The 15,971-nt window shown below is 73.6% G+C and carries 13 protein-coding genes and 1 pseudogene; 6 read left to right on the top strand and 8 right to left on the bottom strand.

The window, feature by feature from the left end:
• Positions 1-2 precede the first annotated feature (2 nt).
• The gene (tkt, locus tag FHS34_RS25120) at positions 3-2,078 is read right to left on the bottom strand and encodes a transketolase (RefSeq protein ID WP_184969268.1); all 2,076 of its coding nucleotides are present in this window, start codon (positions 2,076-2,078) and stop codon (positions 3-5) included.
• 145 nt (positions 2,079-2,223) lie between these two features.
• Here tkt and FHS34_RS25115 point away from each other — a divergent pair, with 145 nt between their 5' ends.
• Positions 2,224-3,213, top strand: a complete 990-nt coding sequence (locus FHS34_RS25115) for a helix-turn-helix domain-containing protein (RefSeq protein ID WP_184969266.1) — start codon at positions 2,224-2,226, stop codon at positions 3,211-3,213.
• Positions 3,214-3,434: 221 nt separating this feature from the next.
• On the opposite strand, the gene FHS34_RS25110 is transcribed toward FHS34_RS25115, so the two are convergent.
• Positions 3,435-4,829 (bottom strand): glycoside hydrolase family 16 protein, encoded by a 1,395-nt coding sequence (locus FHS34_RS25110; RefSeq protein ID WP_184969263.1) that lies wholly within the window; start codon positions 4,827-4,829, stop codon positions 3,435-3,437.
• A 251-nt stretch (positions 4,830-5,080) separates the two neighbouring features.
• Here FHS34_RS25110 and FHS34_RS25105 point away from each other — a divergent pair, with 251 nt between their 5' ends.
• Positions 5,081-5,419: a nuclear transport factor 2 family protein gene (locus FHS34_RS25105; protein ID WP_184969261.1), complete on the top strand. Its 339-nt coding sequence runs from the start codon at positions 5,081-5,083 to the stop codon at positions 5,417-5,419.
• A gap of 120 nt (positions 5,420-5,539) precedes the next feature.
• Here FHS34_RS25105 and FHS34_RS44200 read toward each other — a convergent pair.
• A pseudogene (locus tag FHS34_RS44200) lies at positions 5,540-5,779 on the bottom strand (DUF4981 domain-containing protein); the annotation flags it as partial.
• 476 nt (positions 5,780-6,255) lie between these two features.
• Between FHS34_RS44200 and FHS34_RS25100 the strand changes: the two are divergent.
• Positions 6,256-7,593, top strand: coding sequence for a 6-phospho-beta-glucosidase (locus tag FHS34_RS25100; RefSeq protein ID WP_184969258.1), 1,338 nt, complete (start codon positions 6,256-6,258; stop codon positions 7,591-7,593).
• A 54-nt stretch (positions 7,594-7,647) separates the two neighbouring features.
• Here the strand turns inward: FHS34_RS25100 and FHS34_RS25095 are convergent, their stop codons facing one another.
• Complete coding sequence (locus FHS34_RS25095) at positions 7,648-9,333, bottom strand: carbohydrate binding domain-containing protein (RefSeq protein ID WP_184969256.1); 1,686 nt, start codon at positions 9,331-9,333, stop codon at positions 7,648-7,650.
• Positions 9,334-9,506: 173 nt separating this feature from the next.
• Entirely contained in the window at positions 9,507-10,625 is a 1,119-nt protein-coding gene (locus FHS34_RS25090) for an ATP-grasp domain-containing protein (RefSeq protein ID WP_184969254.1), read from the bottom strand.
• A gap of 939 nt (positions 10,626-11,564) precedes the next feature.
• Between FHS34_RS25090 and FHS34_RS25085 the strand changes: the two genes are divergently transcribed.
• A complete protein-coding gene (locus tag FHS34_RS25085) occupies positions 11,565-12,470 on the top strand; it encodes a metallophosphoesterase family protein (protein ID WP_184969252.1) in 906 nt (301 codons plus the stop codon).
• Positions 12,418-13,119, top strand: a complete 702-nt coding sequence (locus FHS34_RS25080) for a 4'-phosphopantetheinyl transferase family protein (protein ID WP_184969250.1) — start codon at positions 12,418-12,420, stop codon at positions 13,117-13,119. Before FHS34_RS25085 ends, FHS34_RS25080 begins: the two co-directional genes overlap by 53 nt.
• 175 nt (positions 13,120-13,294) lie before the next feature.
• Here FHS34_RS25080 and FHS34_RS25075 read toward each other — a convergent pair whose 3' ends face one another.
• The 3 genes from FHS34_RS25075 to FHS34_RS25065 all read right to left on the bottom strand — a co-directional run bounded on the left by FHS34_RS25075 (position 13,295) and on the right by FHS34_RS25065 (position 15,012).
• Entirely contained in the window at positions 13,295-13,522 is a 228-nt protein-coding gene (locus FHS34_RS25075; protein ID WP_184969248.1) for a hypothetical protein, read from the bottom strand.
• Between the two features lie 261 nt (positions 13,523-13,783).
• A complete protein-coding gene (locus FHS34_RS25070) occupies positions 13,784-14,341 on the bottom strand; it encodes a toxin-antitoxin system, toxin component (protein ID WP_184969246.1) in 558 nt (185 codons plus the stop codon).
• A gap of 14 nt (positions 14,342-14,355) precedes the next feature.
• The gene (locus FHS34_RS25065; protein WP_184969244.1) at positions 14,356-15,012 is read right to left on the bottom strand and encodes a helix-turn-helix domain-containing protein; all 657 of its coding nucleotides are present in this window, start codon (positions 15,010-15,012) and stop codon (positions 14,356-14,358) included.
• Positions 15,013-15,253: 241 nt separating this feature from the next.
• Here FHS34_RS25065 and FHS34_RS25060 point away from each other — a divergent pair, with 241 nt between their 5' ends.
• On the top strand, positions 15,254-15,925 hold the full coding sequence (locus tag FHS34_RS25060) for an MmyB family transcriptional regulator (protein ID WP_184969241.1): 672 nt from the start codon (positions 15,254-15,256) through the stop codon (positions 15,923-15,925).
• Positions 15,926-15,971: the final 46 nt, after the last annotated feature.

The raw sequence follows: 15,971 nt of genomic DNA, 5'->3' as shown, positions 1-15,971 counted from the left end.
TGTCAGGCGCGGGCGGCGGCGAGCGAGTCGCGGGCCGCCGCGGCGACGTTCTCGGGGGTGAAGCCGAACTCGGCGAACAGGGTCTGGGCGTCGGCGGAGGCGCCGAAGTGTTCGAGCGAGACGACGCGTCCGGCGTCGCCCACGTACCGGTACCAGGTCAGGCCGATGCCGGCCTCGACGGCGACCCGGGCCCGCACGGCCGGCGGCAGCACCCGCTCGCGGTACGCGCGGGGCTGCTCCTCGAACCACTCCACGGACGGCATCGACACCACGCGCGTGCCGATGCCCTCGGCCTCCAGCCGCTCCCGCGCGGCCACGGCCAGCCGCACCTCGGAGCCCGTCGCGATGATGACCACCTCCGGGACCTCCGTCGACGACTCGCGCAGTACGTAGCCGCCCTTGGCCGCGTCCTCGTTCGGCGCGTACACCGGCACGCCCTGGCGGGTCAGCGCGAGCCCGTGGGGGGCGGGGTGCGTGGCGTGCCTCTTCAGGATCTCGGCCCAGGCGATCGCGGTCTCGTTGGCGTCCGCCGGGCGGACGACGTTCAGGCCCGGGATCGCGCGCAGCGAGGCCAGGTGCTCGACCGGCTGGTGAGTGGGACCGTCCTCGCCGAGGCCGATGGAGTCGTGCGTCCACACGTACGTCACCGGCAGCTGCATCAGGGCCGACATCCGCACGGCGTTGCGCATGTAGTCGGAGAACACCAGGAAGGTGCCGCCGTAGATCCGGGTGTTGCCGTGCAGGGCGATGCCGTTCATCTCCGCGGCCATGGAGAACTCGCGGATGCCGAAGTGGACGGTACGGCCGTACGGGTCGGCCCCGGGCAGCGGGTTGCCCTCCGGCAGGAAGGAGGCGGACCCGTCGATGGTGGTGTTGTTGGAGCCGGCGAGGTCGGCGGAGCCGCCCCACAGCTCGGGGATCACCGGGCCGAGCGCCTGCAGCACCTTGCCGGAGGCGGCACGGGTGGCGACCGGCCCGCCCTCCTCGAAGACGGGCAGCGCGTCCTGCCAGCCCTCGGGCAGCTCGCCCCTGCTGACGCGATCGAACAGCTCGGCGCGCTCCGGCCGGTCCGCGCGCCACTCGGCGATCCGCTTGTCCCAGGCCGCGTGGGCCTCGGCGCCCCGGTCCAGGGCCCCGCGGGTGTGGGCCAGGACGTCGTCGGCGACCTCGAAGGTCTGCTCCGGGTCGAAGCCGAGGAGGCGCTTGGTGGCGGCGATCTCCGCCTCGCCGAGCGCGGAGCCGTGGGAGGCCTCGGTGTTCCGCGCGTTCGGGGCGGGCCACGCGATGACCGTGCGCAGCGCGATGAGCGAGGGACGCCCGGTCTCGGCCCGGGCGGCCTTCAGCGCCGCGTACAGGGCGGGGACGTCGACGTCGCCGTCGGCGGTGGGCTCGACGCGCCGGGTGTGCCAGCCGTACGCCTCGTACCGCTTCAGCACGTCCTCGGAGAAGGCGGTCGCGGTGTCGCCCTCGATGGAGATGTGGTTGTCGTCGTAGAGAAAGACCAGGTTGCCGAGCTTCTGGTGGCCGGCCAGCGAGGACGCCTCGGCGGAGACGCCCTCCTCCAGGTCGCCGTCGGAGACGATCGCCCAGATCGTGTGGTCGAACGGGGAGGTGCCCGCGGGGGCGTCCGGGTCGAACAGGCCGCGCTCGTAACGGGCGGCCATGGCCATGCCGACGGCGTTGGCGGCGCCCTGGCCGAGGGGGCCGGTGGTGGTCTCCACGCCCGCGGTGTGCCCGTACTCGGGGTGGCCCGGCGTCTTCGAGCCGTGCGTGCGGAAGGCCCTCAGATCGTCCAGCTCCAGCTCGTACCCGGCGAGGTAGAGCTGCGTGTAGAGGGTCAGCGAGGTGTGTCCGGGGGAGAGGACGAAACGGTCACGGCCGGCCCACTCGGGGTCCGCCGGGTCGTGTCGCATCACCTTCTGAAAGATCGTGTACGCGACAGGCGCCAGGCTCATCGCCGTGCCCGGGTGTCCGTTGCCCACCTTCTGCACCGCGTCGGCCGCCAGAAGTCGGGCAGTGTCCACAGCGCGCCGGTCGAGGTCGGTCCACTCGAAGCCGTCGGAAGTCCTCGGAGTCATCTTCAAGAAGTCCTCGTTCAGTGCGGTTGGCTGGCCTGACGCGTTCAAACTTAAAAGTCTGACTTTTTCAAGGAAAGGTCGGGGTGTGTCAGCCTGTGGTGAATCTGGGACAGCGATCACGCGACAGGGGCGGCACGAAAAGGACATGACCGACAGAACGCAGCGAGCCGCCGGTGGCGCCGCGGACGACGCCACCGGCGCCACCCGAACCGGCACCGGAGCGGACGCCGGGACCGGCACCGGTGACTCCGGCGGCGACGGGAACGCGGACCGCGACAGGATCAGAACCTTCCCCTTCCCGGCCGAACTGGCCGTCGGCGGCGTCGGCATGCAGATCGGCCCCATGGGCGGCGACCGCACCTGGCACGCCGACGCCCCGCTGCACCGCGTCCACCGCATCGACTTCCACGTGGTCATGCTCTTCACCGGCGGCCCCGTGCGGCACATGATCGACTTCGCCGAGTACGAGGCCACCGCCGGCGACCTGCTGTGGATCCGCCCCGGACAGGTCCACCGTTTCTCCCGGGACTCCGTGTACCGCGGAACCGTCCTGACCATGCAGCCCGGCTTCCTGCCCCGCTCCACCGTCGAGGCGACCGGCCTGTACCGCTACGACCTGCCGCCCCTGCTGCGCCCCGGCCCGGACCGGCTCACCGCGCTCCAGGCGGCCCTCGACCAGCTCCGGCGCGAGTACGAGGACACCGCCACGCTCCCGCTCACCCTGCACACGGCCGTGCTCAGGCACACGCTGACCGCGTTCCTGCTGCGCCTCGCCCATCTCGCCGCCAGTTCGGCACCGGCCTCGCGGCAGCAGACCGACAGCACCTTCACCCGCTACCGGGACGCCGTCGAGCGGGGCTTCGCCACCAACCACAGCGTCAGCGCCTACGCCGACGCCCTCGGCTACTCCCGCCGCACCCTGGTCCGCGCCGTCCGCGCGGCCACCGGCGGGACACCGAAGGGCTTCATCGACAGACGCGTCGTCCTGGAGGCCAAACGCCTCCTCGCCCATACGGACCTGACGATCGGCCGCGTCGGGGCGGCCGTGGGCTTTCCCGACGCGGCGAACTTCTCCAAGTTCTTCCATCTGCACACCGGCCGGTCCCCGGTGGCCTTCCGGGCGGAACTGCGCTGACCGGCCCGGCCGACGCGCCGTCAGACCGCCGGTGCGGGGTGCGGGGTGCGGGGTGCGGGGTGCGGGGCGCGGGGTGCGGTCGCGGTGCCGGTGCGGCGCCGTCCTGGCCGGTCGCGCAGTTCCCCGCGCCCCTGGGGGCGGCCCCGCCGTCGAGTGGTGGGGGGGGCAGGGGGGCGCGGACGGCCCCGTCGGGCCGGCCGCCGGCGTCGCCCGGTCCGGGCTCAGTGTCCGAAGTCGAACCAGTTCACGTTCACGAAGTCGGCCGGCTGGCCGCTGGTGAAGGTGAGGTAGACGTCGTGGGTGCCGGTGATCGCGCCGACGTTGGCGGGGACCGTCCGCCAGGACTGCCAGCCCCCGGTGTCACCGACGGCGAAGCTGCCGACGGGCGCGTTGCCCCGGCTGTCCAGGCGCACCTCCACCAGTCCGCTGACCCCGTTCGCCGCGCCGCTGGCGACCCGGGCGTAGAACTGCCTCGCCGCCGTCGAGCCGAAGTTCACGCCCTTGTACAGCGCCCAGTCACCGTTCGCGAGGTACCCGATGTCCTGCCCGCCGCCGGTGTCCGTGGTGGTCTCGGTGCCGGTCCCGGACTGGCTGTCGTAGGACTCGGCCTGGATGGCGCTGTAGGCGTCCCGGTTGCCGGACGGCGGGGGAGTGGTGCCGCCGCCGGAGGTCTGCAGGACCTGTACGTAGTCCACGGTCATCGGGTGGCCCGGCTCGGTCCCGCCGTCGGGGCCGCCGCCGAACGCGGCCGGGAAGCCGCCGCCCATCGCGACGTCGAAGATGATGAAGTAGCCGTGGTTCGTCGCGTTCGCCCACGTCGTCGCGTCGACCTGGTTCGCCCTGACGGTGTGGAAGTTGACCCCGTCCAGGTAGAAGCGGATCTCCTCGGTGCCGGTCGAGCGGTCCCACTCCATCGCGTAGGTGTGGAAGCCGGCCTGACAGGTGCTCCCGGTGCAGGTGGTGTTGCCGCCGATGCCGGAGGTCTCGTTGCACGGGCCGCCCGGGCTGGTGCCGCAGTGCAGGGTGGCCCAGTCGGTGTTCAGGCCCTGGACGTTCTCCATGATGTCCAGCTCGCCGACGCCCGGCCAGTTCCAGTAGTTGCCGCGGAACGGGGCGCCGAGCATCCAGAACGCCGGCCAGTAGCCCTTGGCGGCGCCGCCGGTGACGTTGGGCATCTGGATCCGCGCCTGGACGCGCAGCTTCCCGCCGGCCGGGGGCTGGAAGTCGGTGCGCCTGGTCTCGATCCGGCCCGAGGTCCAGTTGCCGGACGCGTCGCGGCGCGGGGTGATGAGCAGGTTGCCGTTCCCGTCCAGCGAGACGTTGCCGGTGCCGGACGTCATCGTCTCGACCTCGCCGGTGCCCCAGTTGGCGGCGCCGCCGGGATACGACGTACCGGTGTCGTACTGCCAGTCGGCGGTGTCGACGCCGGAGCCGGCCGGGCCGTCGAAGTCGTCCGCGAAGACCTGGGTCCAGCCCGAGGGAGGGGCGGGCGCGGAGGCGTCCGCGGGTACGGTGGCGGCCGTGGCGGCGGCCGCCGCCAGGCCGAGCGTGGCGGCGACGGCGACGAGTGCGCGCCGCAGGGGGCGGGGTCTGGGCATGCCGGAGGTTGCGCTCATGGGGAGCCTCTCGGTACGGGAGGGACGCGGGGATCGTGAGAGCGCTCCCATGGAAGTCTGAGAGCGCTCTCACGGTGCGGCCAATGTGCTCCCCGCTCGCGCGGCCGTCAAGACTTGAAACAAGCAAAGTCCATACGGCGAACGGAAGTTCAGGGACTGAAGCCGCCCGTACCGGCGCCGACCGCGCCGGGGCCCGGGCCCGGTCGTATCGTGGCGGGGGTACGGTCACCCCCTCCGACCGAGGACAGCGTATGAACGGCTCTCCGGCCGGCGTCGTCGAGGCGGCCATCCGCCACTACCGGTCACAGGACCGCGAGGCGGCCCTTCCCCTCTACGCCGACGACTTCACCTTCACCAGTCCCCAGGACGAGCACATCGACAGGGCGGCCTTCTTCGAGCGCTGCTTCCCGACCGCCGGCCGCTTCACCGAACAGCGGGTCCTGCACCTCGTCGCCGTGGACGAGGAACTGGTCCTCGTCCACTACGAGTACGAGCCGGCCTCCGGCGGCCGGTACCGCAACGTCGAGGCCGTCACCGTGCGGGACGGCCTCATCCGGGAGGTGCGGGTCTTCTTCGGCGGCAAGGTGTGAACCGGTACGGCCGGGGGCGACGGCGGTCCGGGTCCCCCGGCGGCCGGGCTCGGCGGACCCGAGGTCTCCGGCGGGCCGTGGGGTGTCCGTGTCCGCCCGGAGCCGGATCCGCGGGGCGCACACCGCGCTGCCGGGCGGCGCCCACGGCTGCTTCTCGGCCGCCGTCACGCGCAGCGTCAGCCAGGCCTCACCGCCGTCCGCCGGCAGCGGGAACCCCAGCGGCACGGCCGCGGTCTCGCCGGGCCGCAGATCGGGCAGCTCAGCCGGGGCGGTGAGGATACGGCCGTCGGCCAGGGCCGGCTCCCAGGCGGCCGCCAGCCAGGCGAGGCCACGGACGCGCTGGTGGTTGGCGACCACCATCCCCTCGTGCCGGTGGCAGCGGATGCCGACCGCCGGCGTGGTCCGCCGCCGCTGGTTCCGGTCCGGCCCCGGGGCCGGGCTTCCCTCGCTCACCCCCCGCACGATTCCGTGGCGGCGCGAGCCCCGGATGAAGCCGCTCTGAAGCGCGGACGAGGACTCGATGACCGCGCGGTGGTTCGCGTGCCGCCCCTGCGACGGCGGGGGCGCCCGGCGGTTCGCGTGCCGCCGTCGCGATGCGCGTGCCGCCGTCGGGATGCGCGTGCTGCCGTAGCGATACGCGTGCCGCCGTTGCCACGGCGGGGGCGCCCGGCGGTCCGTGCGCTGCCGTCGCGACGCGGCCGGGGCCCGTCGTGCCGCTGCGCGGGAGGCGGTGGGACGTCGACGAGTAAGGTCCCAGTCGGGCCGGCGTCGCGGAGGCGGGCGACCGGCCCTTCGCCGAGGTGGTCGTGGCGGGAGTCGCGGGAAGGGGTGCGGGCGTGAGGCTGACGATTCTGGGCGGCGGCGGGTTCCGGGTGCCGCTGGTGTACGGCGCGCTGCTGGCCGACCGCGCCGAGGGGCGGGTCACCGAGGTCGTGCTGCACGATGTGGACGACCGCCGGCTGCGCGCGGTGTCCCGGGTGCTGGCCGAACAGGCCGCCGGGATCCCCGACGCGCCCCGGGTCTCCGCCACCACCGACCTCGACGCGGCGCTGCGCGGCGCCGACTTCGTCTTCTCCGCGATCCGCGTCGGCGGCCTGGAGGGGCGGGCGGACGACGAGCGGGTGGCCCTCGCCGAAGGCGTACTCGGCCAGGAGACCGTCGGCGCGGGCGGGATCGCCTACGGTCTGCGCACGGTCCCCGTCGCGGCCGGGATCGCCCGGCGCGTGGCCCGGCTCGCCCCGGACGCCTGGGTCATCAACTTCACCAACCCGGCCGGCCTGGTCACCGAGGCCATGTCCCGTCACCTGGGCGACCGGGTCATCGGCATCTGCGACTCGCCGGTCGGCCTCGGCCGCCGAGTCGCCCGGGTCCTCGGCGCCGACCCGAAGGCGGCCTTCGTCGACTACGTCGGCCTCAACCACCTCGGCTGGGTGCGCGGCCTGCGGGTCGCCGGACGCGACGAACTGCCCCGGCTGCTCGCCGACCCCGCGCTGCTCGGCTCCTTCGAGGAGGGCAGGCTGTTCGGCGCCGACTGGCTGCGGTCGCTCGGCGCGATCCCCAACGAGTACCTGCACTACTACTACTACAACCGGGAGACGGTCCAGGCGTACCGGTCCGCCGCCCGGACCCGCGGCGCCTTCCTGCGGGACCAGCAGGCCGGCTTCTACCAGGAGGCCGCCGGCCCCGGCGGGTCCGCACTGCTCGCCTGGGACCGCACCCGCGCGGAGCGGGAGGCGACCTACATGGCCGAGAACCGGGAGAGCGCCGGCGCCGGCGAACGCGAGGCCGACGATCTGTCCGGCGGCTACGAGAAGGTCGCCCTCGCCCTGATGCGGGCCATCGCCCGCGACGAACGCACCACCCTGATCCTCAACGTCCGCAACCGCTCCACCCTGTCCGTCCTCGACGCCGACGCGGTCGTCGAGGTGCCGTGTCTGGTCGACGCGAGCGGCGCCCACCCGCTCGCCGCCGATCCGCTGCCCGGCCACGCCACCGGCCTGGTGTGCTCGGTCAAGGCCGTGGAGCGCGAGGTGCTCGCCGCCGCCGAGTCGGGTTCCCGGGCGAGAGCCGTGACGGCCTTCGCGCTGCATCCGCTGGTCGACTCGGTCACCGTGGCCCGCAGGCTCGTCGAGGGCTACACCGGGGTCCACCCCGGCCTGGCCTATCTGAGGTGAGAACGAAAGGGCCGCTCCGCCGAGCGGCCCTCCGCCGTGACCCGGCGCGGCGGGTCAGCCGGTGAACCCGGCCGTGATCGAGGTGAACTGCCAGGTGCTCTGGTCGATCCCGGAGCAGTTGCTCACCACGCCGCCGCCCGCGCACGGCCGGTCCCGGTTGACCGCCCAGAAGGCGAGCCGCGCGATGTGGTGCGCGTTCGACCAGTCGCGGATCTGCGTCCAGATCGCCGGGGTCGTCGTCTCCTGCTGGTCGGACAGGCCGTTCATGCCCGAGATGCCGATATGGGCGTAGGCGGTCGCGTCGTCCCAGCCGAAGGTGGACTTCAGCTTGTTCTTCAGCCCCTCGGCCGCGTTCACCGTGTTGCCGTACATGTCCGGGCCGCCGCCGAAGTCGAACGGCATGATGGTGAACACGTCGATGTTCGCGCCGAGCGACTGCGCCTGCTCGATGAGCCGGTTGCCGTAGTACGTCGGCCCGGTGGTGGACGTGCCGAAGGTGACGATGGTCCGCAGGCCGGGGTTGGCCGCCCTGACCGTCTTCAGGGCGGTGAGGATCCTCGCCTGGACGGCCTCGTTCTCGAACTCGTCGGTGTTCTCGATGTCGAAGTCGACGGCCTTCAGGCCGTAGGCGTCGACCACCTTCTGGATCGCCCCGGCGAGCGCGCTCGCGGAGGAGCAGTTGGCGCCGAGCTTGCTGCCCTGCCAGCCGCCGAACGACGGGACGACGTCACCGCCGGCGGACCGGATCCGGCTGATCGCCGTCTGGTCCACCCCGCCGGTCAGCGCCCGGCTGCCGTCCCAGGCCGGGGTGCAGCCGCCGGAGTCCAGCACGAACGCCATCGTGAACCACTTGACCCCGGTCGCGCTCATCACCGTGCCCGGATCCGGGGGATCTCCCCAGCCCTCGTACAGGTACGGCGCCGCCTGCTTGAAGCCGGTGCCGCCACCGCCGCCCGTGTCGGTCGTCACGGTCACGGAGCCGGAGGCGGGTGAGGTGTTCCCGGCCGCGTCCCGCGCCTTCACGGTGAAGGTGTAGGCCGTGCCCGGCGACAGCCCGCCGACGGTGGCCGAGGTGCCGGAGACGCTCAGTACCCGGCTGCCGGCGCTGTAGACGTCGTACGCCGTCACACCCACGTCGTCCGAGGCGGCGTTCCACTTCAGCGACACGCTCGTCGAGGTCTTGCCGGTGGAGGTCAGCCCGCCGGGCGCGGTCGGCGCCCGGGTGTCGCCGCCGCCTGGGCCGCCCGGGCCGTCCAGGCTGATGTCGTCGGCGTGGTAGGTGCCCTGGGCGTACCAGCCGTGCACATAGATCGTGGCGCTGGTCTGCGCGGCGCCGGTGGTGAAGGAGACGCTGAGCCTCGTGTACGCCGACGGGGACGACGTCCAGGTGGAGGCACCGCCGTTCACGCCGAGGTACACGTAACTGCCGCGCACCCAGCCGCTGAGCGTGTACGCGGTGTTCGGCTGGACGGCGACCGTCTGGCCGCACTGCGCGTTGTCGCTCGATGTCACCGCGCCCTGCAGCGCCTGGGCGCCGCCGTGCACGGGGGAGGCGACGACCGAACCGAGGTTCCCGGTGCAGGTCCAGGGGGACAGACCGCCCGACTCGAAGCCGGGGTTGGTCAGGAGGTTGGCCGCGTGGGCCGTACCGGGAAGGGCGACGGCCCCGCCGAGGGCGAGGGCCGCGGAACCGAGAAGAGCGAGGAGCCGGCGTCTGGAACGCCCGAATGTGAAGCGCACGCGATCTCCCTGTGGGGACGGGGGTGTCGGGCCGTGCAGGGGAGTGCGGAACCTGGTGCGCCATCGAATTTGGTATGGACCAATACGACTGTCAAGAAGAAAGGCGGAGTTCATCCGTAACGGGTTCACCGCCGGGTGCGGGCGGCCACCGGCCCCCGCACCCGGCACACCGCCTACAGCGGCAGGACCTGGGCCGGAGCCGGCTGCGCGGGCGAGGGCACGGCAGGGAGCAACGCCTCGGCCGAGTCCGTCCGTTGCCGGGGGAGCGCCGCGGCCACGAGCGGGCGCGGCCCCGACACCACCGTGTAGTCCTGACCGAGGAACGGCGGCTCGATCACCCCGGGGTCCTCGCCCAGAGCCAGCCGCACGGCCGCCCAGGGCGCGTTCACCCCACAGAGCGACAGCTGGTGCAGGCCGCCGGCGGGCCGGGAGTTGACATCCAGCAGCACCGGACGGTCGCCGAGCATCCGGAACTGGATGTTGGACAGGTAGTGCAGCCCGAAGCCCTCCGCGATCAGCCGGGCCGGCGCCAGCCACCGCTCGTCCAGGGTGAAACCCCGGCGCCGGCCGTGCTTGGTGCGGCCCACCGCGAGCCGCACCCGGTTGTCCGGTCCCGTCAGGCAGTCCACGGACACCTCGGGCTGCTCCAGGCGCGGCATCACCAGCCAGTCCACGGGCTCCTCGGCCCGCCGCAGCGCTTCGACGACCACGTCCAGCTGGACGTGCGGGCCCGGGAAGCCGGTCAGGTGCAGGAGTGAGAAGGGCGACCGGGTGATCACCCGGAAGCCCGCCCCGCCCGCGCCCACGGCCGGCTTGAAGCAGGCCAGGTGCCCGGCCGCCTCCAACTCCTCCACGGCATCGACGAGTTCGTCCGCGTTCCGGACCCGGTGCCACGGCGGCACCGGAACGCCCACCGAGCGCACCGCCTCGTACGCGACCGCCTTGTCCTCGAACACGGCGACCGCCTCGGGCGTCGGCGCGAGCAGTGCCGTACCGGCCGCCGCGAACTCGGCCCGGTGCGCCACGACGGCCGCCTGGTGCAGCCGGGGCACGAACACGTCGATGCCGCGCCGGACGCACTGGTCGAGGGCGTACTCGACGTACGCCGCCGGGGACAGGCCCTCCGGCTCCAGCTCGGAGGTGTCGGCGGCGGCCAGTACGGGGGAGTCGGGGTCGCCGTGCGTCGCATGGATCTCGACCGCGCGGTCGCCGGGATTTCTCCGCAGCTGATCCATGAAGAACACGTTCTCCGCGTACGTGCGGTTGAGCCAGACGCGTACGCGAGAGACCATGCAGGCCGCCTTTCACGGTGTGCGGGCAGGGCGGAGCGGCCCGTGCCCGGGCAGGAGGGAGGAAGGGTCACCAAGCGGCCCTGTTCAAGGGGGAGTCTGGGCGCCGGTGTCGGGGCGATCATACGGCTATCGGAGACCGCCTCGTGCAACGCGGGTGTTACGGATTTCCGGACCCCGCCCGGTCCGGGACGCCGGGTTCTCCCCGCCCCGCCGAGGAGGCCCGTGGCGCGTCCGGCGAGCCGGTGACGGGGGCGGGCCGGGCCTGTCCGCGGGGCAGGCGGAGCGCGATGAGCAGGCCGGCGGCCATGCCGAGGGCGGTGGGCAGGACGACGCGGAACTCCCCGTCCGCGGTGGCGGCCGCAGCGCCGGGCCGGTCCTGCCGTCGGTGCCGCGTCGGCGAGCGCGGTGAGGACGGCCAGGGCGACGATGCCGGCCGGCGGCACATTGACGAAGCACACGGGCGGCTGGCCGAAGGTCTGGGTGAGCACGCCGCCCGGCAGCGCGCCGACGCTCACCCCGCCGGCCCCGGCCCCGCCCCACGCGTGCCCGGATCGGTTCGATAGTTCGTATGTTTGCGTACTGTCGAACTTCGAGGAAGCGGGGCCGTAGCGTTTCGGCCATGCCCACGCCGGCCGGACGGCCGGGGCGCGGTGAGCCGGGTGTGCGCGACCGCGAATCGGACGCGCACGAGCGTGAACCGGGCGTGCGGAAGCGCGGACCGGGCGTGCACGACCGCGGACGGGGCGTGAGCGAGCGCTCGGTCCGGCCGGCCGGCGAAACCGGGGCGGGGCGGCCGAGCCGGGGCCGCCTCCGGGGGGCACGGCGGGGGCAACCACTCCGCTTACGCCGGAAGCTGACACTCGGCCAGATGACTCTTGTCCCGGACCGCATGGATGTGTTCTTGTGGTGGCATCGGATGATCGGAAGGGGTGCGCCGAAGTGGAGTCGACGGCCGGGGCCGGACAGCTGCTGGCCATCAGCGACCTGCACATCAGCTACCCGGAGAACCGCGCACTGGTCGAGGACATGCGACCGGAGAGCGACGACGACTGGCTGATCGTGGCCGGCGACGTCGCGGAGACCGTCGCCGATGTGCGCTGGGCCCTCGGCACGCTCGCGAGCCGCTTCCGCAAGGTCCTGTGGGCACCGGGCAACCACGAGCTGTGGACCCACCCGAGCGACCCGGTCACCCTGCGCGGTGTCGCCCGCTACGAGCACCTGGTCGAGATGTGCCGGGAGCTGGGCGTCGTCACCCCCGAGGACCCCTACCCCGTGTGGCGCGGCGCCGGCGGCCCGGCCGTCGTCGCCCCGCTGTTCCTGCTGTACGACTACTCGTTCCTGCCGGCCGGCTGCGCCACCAAGGCGGAGGGCCTGGCCTACGCGCACGGCACGGGCGTCGTCTGCAACGACGAGTTCCTGCTGCACCCCGACCCCTACCCGACCCGTGAGGACTGGTGCCGGGCGCGGGTCGCCGAGACGGAGCGCAGGCTCGCCGAGCTGCCCGAGGACCTCCCGACCGTGCTGGCCGGCCACTACCCGCTGGACCGGCACCCCATGGAGATCCTCTGGTACCCCGAGTTCGCCATGTGGTGCGGCACCGGGCTGACCGCCGACTGGCACCGCCGGTTCCGGGTCGCCACCATGGTCTACGGTCATCTCCACATCCCCCGTACCACCTGGCACGACGGAGTCCGCTTCATGGAGGTCTCCGTGGGATATCCCCGCGAGTGGGGCAAGCGCCCGGATCCCCCGGGAAGGCTGCGCCGCGTTCTGCCGATGGAGGTCGAAGCAGGTGATCGAGGAGCTGCTCCCGGAGTCGGTCGTGGCCGTGGAGGCGCACGCTGACGACCCGCTGTGGGACGCCCCGCTCTATCCGGCGGAGGCGCCGCTCGTCGAGCGCGCCGTCGCCAAGCGGCGCCGCGAGTTCGCCGCCGTCCGCGGCTGCGCCCGGAGCGCCATGGAGAAGCTCGGCGTGCCCCCGCAGGCCGTGGTCAGCGGCGAGCGGGGCGCCCCGCAGTGGCCGGCCGGGCTCGTCGGCAGCATGACCCACTGCGAGGGCTACTGCGCCGCCGCGCTGGTCCGCGCCGCAGACCTCGCCTCCATCGGCATCGACGCCGAGCCGCACGGGCCGCTCCCCGAGGGCGTCGGCGCCTCCGTCTTCCTGCCCGCCGAGTCCACGCGGCTCGACGGCATGGCCGCGCGGTGGCCCGCCCTGCACTGGGACCGGCTGCTGTTCAGCGCCAAGGAGTCGGTCTACAAGGCGTGGTTCCCGCTCACCCGCAAATGGCTGGACTTCTCCGAGGCCGACATCACCCTGCGGCCGGACACCGACGGCGCCTCGCGCGGCACCCTGCGCGCCGAGCTGCTCGTCCCCGGCCCCCTGGTCGGCGGTCACCGGCTCCAGGTCTTCGAGGGACGGTGGGTCGTACGCGACGGAGTGGTGGCCACGTCCGTCGTCATACCGCACATCCCCGCCGCGGCGCCCGCTCCCTGACGGCCCGGCGCCCGCCCCCTGACGGCCCGGCGGCGGCCCGCCGCGGCGCGCGGCCGGCCACCCACCGGCGTGCCCCGTCCGGAGCCGGCGTCTCCCGGCGCCGCTTCTCCCGGCCCCCCCCGCCGCCCCGCCCCCCCCGCCCGGGGGCGGCGGTGGCGCGGACCCGTGGGGACGCTCAGGCGGGCGGGCACCAGTCGCGCAGCAGCCGGAAGAACTCCTCCTCGTTACCGGCGAGTCCCGCCCGGTCCAGTGCCTGTTCCGCCTCGGCGAGCACGGCGGGCGGGACGAGGACGGGCCGGCCGTCGTCCGGTGGGCCGTCGAAGGCGGCGCGCACCGTATGCAGCAGCCGCAGGTAGGCCTGTACGGCGGTGCGCTCACGGTCGGTCAGTACGGCGGTGGGCATCGGTCGGCTCTCCCCGAGTAGGCGTCACGGTCACGCGCCCTGCGGCGCCGTGCACCGCGTCGCACGGCGCACACCCCCAGCTTGCCGCCCACCACTGACAACGCCGTCCGGCTCGGCCCCGGTTCGCCCGCTTGGCCGAGACACCGGCGCACCCGAAACGCCTGGTCCGGCCGGGTGCGCGGAAAGGGACGGGGACTCGCCGCCGGGACGGCACGGGTGCCCGGGCGCCTTCCCGGCGCACCGGCGGACGGCGACCCCGGTTCAGCCCTGCGGTCCCGGATACCCCAGGGAGGCCTCGATGCGGCCGGCCACGCCGTCCCGCTGCACCGGCACCGGTCGTGCCGAACGAGGCAGCCAGGTACGGCACTTGCTGGCGAGAAGCAGCCCGAAGGTCTCGGCGTCCCGTTCCTCGGCGAGGTCGAAGCGGGTACGGGCCGCGACCCGCCGCACCGTCGCCTGCAGCGCCGCCTGGGCGGTGCTGTCCGGCAGCAGCCGGGTGGCGGCGTCGGCCCCCTCCAGGCGGAGCCCGCAGTGGTCGGCGTGCATGTGCCACAGTTCGTGACCGAGTATCACCAACTGGTGGTCGGGCGCGGTGCGTTCCTCCACCACGACCACGTCCCGGTCGGTCAGGCCCAGCCACAGACCGCTGGCCGTGCCGGGCGGGAAGACGGCCGTGCGGAAGCGCACCGGACGGCCCCGGCGGCGGCTCATCACCTCGCACAGTGCCCGGCACAGCTCGTCCGGCGGCGCGGGCACGGGGAGGGTCAGGCCGCTCACCAGCTCGTTGCACAGCCGGCGCATGTCCCTGCCGATGCCCACCGTCCTCCCCCGGATCACGACTCGGGCCGCTTGACGCTCTCCAGGAGCATGTCGAGCCACTCCGCGACCTTGTCCCGGTGCTGGTCCGTGGGCAACTGCGCGGCCCGCCAGGCGATTCCGCGCACTCCGTGGTCCTGCAGCAGCCGCTCCAGCGGATCCTGCGCGGTCTCGGCGGCGGCCCGTTCCCGGTCGGCGAGCTTCTGCAGCAGTTCCTGCTCGGTGCGCTGCAGCGCGCCCGCCAGCGCCTCGGGGTCCTCCGCGGTGAGGAAGCCGGCGTGCACCCGGAAGAAACGCTGGAGGGCGTCGCAGTGCTCCATGGTGGGCCGCCGGTCGCCGTTGATGAGGGCGCCGGCCTGCTGCCGGGACATGCCCGCGCCGTCGGCGATCTCCTGCTGGGTGTAGCGGCGCCCGCCCGGCTTCAGCCGGGTGCGGCGCAGCAGGTCCAGGCGCTGCAGAAAGCGGGCCTGGACGTCCGGCTCGCCCGCGGGCCGGCCGCTGAGCAGGGCTCTGACCACCGGCTCAGGCACGCCGCAGGCGATGGAGAGCCGCCCGACGTCGAAGACCTCGGCGAACGGGACGCCGAGGCGGTCGGCGAGCGCGGTGACGCGGGCGACGACGGCCGGCAGCTGGGCGGTCGCCGAGGCGCCCGGATCCTCGTAGCCATCCGTCACCGACAGAACTCCTACGTCTTGAGAGGGCTTCAGATGCGTCCGTGCTTCTCACGAGCGATCGCCGTGAACTTCCCGGAGAGTAGCCGGTGTCTCGAACCCACATCCAGGTGTCGCCACAACTGTGGCGAATTTCGGCCGTCAACCGGCATGAAATGCCACGATAGTTGACACGACTCCGGCCTGGGCAGCAGGATCGCATCGCCGCGTGAAAGGCCGCAGAGGCAAGAGGGGTGACCTCCCGATGGCACATCAGGCAGGAGGGCAGCGGCCGGCACCGCGGCCCGTCCCCGACACCTGCGAGAACCAGGCATACCTTCAGGACTACGGTGCGCTGCTGGAGTACCTGTCCTGCCCGTCCCTGGTCGTCGACCGCCAGTGGAACGTGGTCATGGCGAACCACGCGTTCGAGACGCTCTTCCGCGGCGTGCGCCCCCATCCGACGGCCATGCCGGGGGAGAACTTCCTGCGGTTCGTGCTGTTCCACCCCGACGCGGGGGAGGTCCTCGGCGAGCACGAGCCCGGCTGGTGCCTGCCGATGCTGGCCCAGCTCCGGTCCGCCCTGGAGTCCTTCGGGCACGACCCCGAGCTCCAGGCGGTCCGCCGGGACATCGCCCAGGACCCGCTCATGGAGGCCGCCTACCGGCAGGGCCTGCCGCACTGGATCCGGGCCGTCGGCGAGGCCGGAACCCGCCTCGACGGCGCCGTACGCCTCCTGCACCACCCGGACCAGCGCCGCGGGCGCACCGAGTGCCGGATCGTCGAGGACGCGCCGCGGCCGCTGCGGGAGCTCGGCTACCGGCATCTGACGATGGTGCTGCGCGATCCCCGCCGGCCCGCCGCGGCGGTGCGCCGCCCGCGCCGCTCGCGGGGCACGGTCTCCCACCTCTCGGTCGTCCCGGCGTCCGAGAACTGACCCGGCACCGTCGGCGTTCAGGTCGCCGACGGCGCCGGGCCGGCTG

The organism is Streptomyces echinatus, assembly GCF_014203595.1.
Classification (GTDB): Bacteria; Actinomycetota; Actinomycetes; order Streptomycetales; family Streptomycetaceae; genus Streptomyces; species Streptomyces echinatus.
This window is presented reverse-complemented; position numbering and strand designations above follow the sequence as displayed.

Bases quoted from the DNA above. Each gene is read 5' to 3' on its own strand.
- tkt (WP_184969268.1), bottom strand. From the start codon at position 2,078: ATGACTCCGAGGACTTCCGACGGCTTCGAGTGGACCGACCTCGACCGG.
- FHS34_RS25115 (WP_184969266.1), top strand. From the start codon at position 2,224: ATGACCGACAGAACGCAGCGAGCCGCCGGTGGCGCCGCGGACGACGCC.
- FHS34_RS25110 (WP_184969263.1), bottom strand. From the start codon at position 4,829: ATGAGCGCAACCTCCGGCATGCCCAGACCCCGCCCCCTGCGGCGCGCA.
- FHS34_RS25105 (WP_184969261.1), top strand. From the start codon at position 5,081: ATGAACGGCTCTCCGGCCGGCGTCGTCGAGGCGGCCATCCGCCACTAC.
- FHS34_RS25090 (WP_184969254.1), bottom strand. From the start codon at position 10,625: ATGGTCTCTCGCGTACGCGTCTGGCTCAACCGCACGTACGCGGAGAAC.
- FHS34_RS25075 (WP_184969248.1), bottom strand. From the start codon at position 13,522: ATGCCCACCGCCGTACTGACCGACCGTGAGCGCACCGCCGTACAGGCC.
- FHS34_RS25060 (WP_184969241.1), top strand. From the start codon at position 15,254: ATGGCACATCAGGCAGGAGGGCAGCGGCCGGCACCGCGGCCCGTCCCC.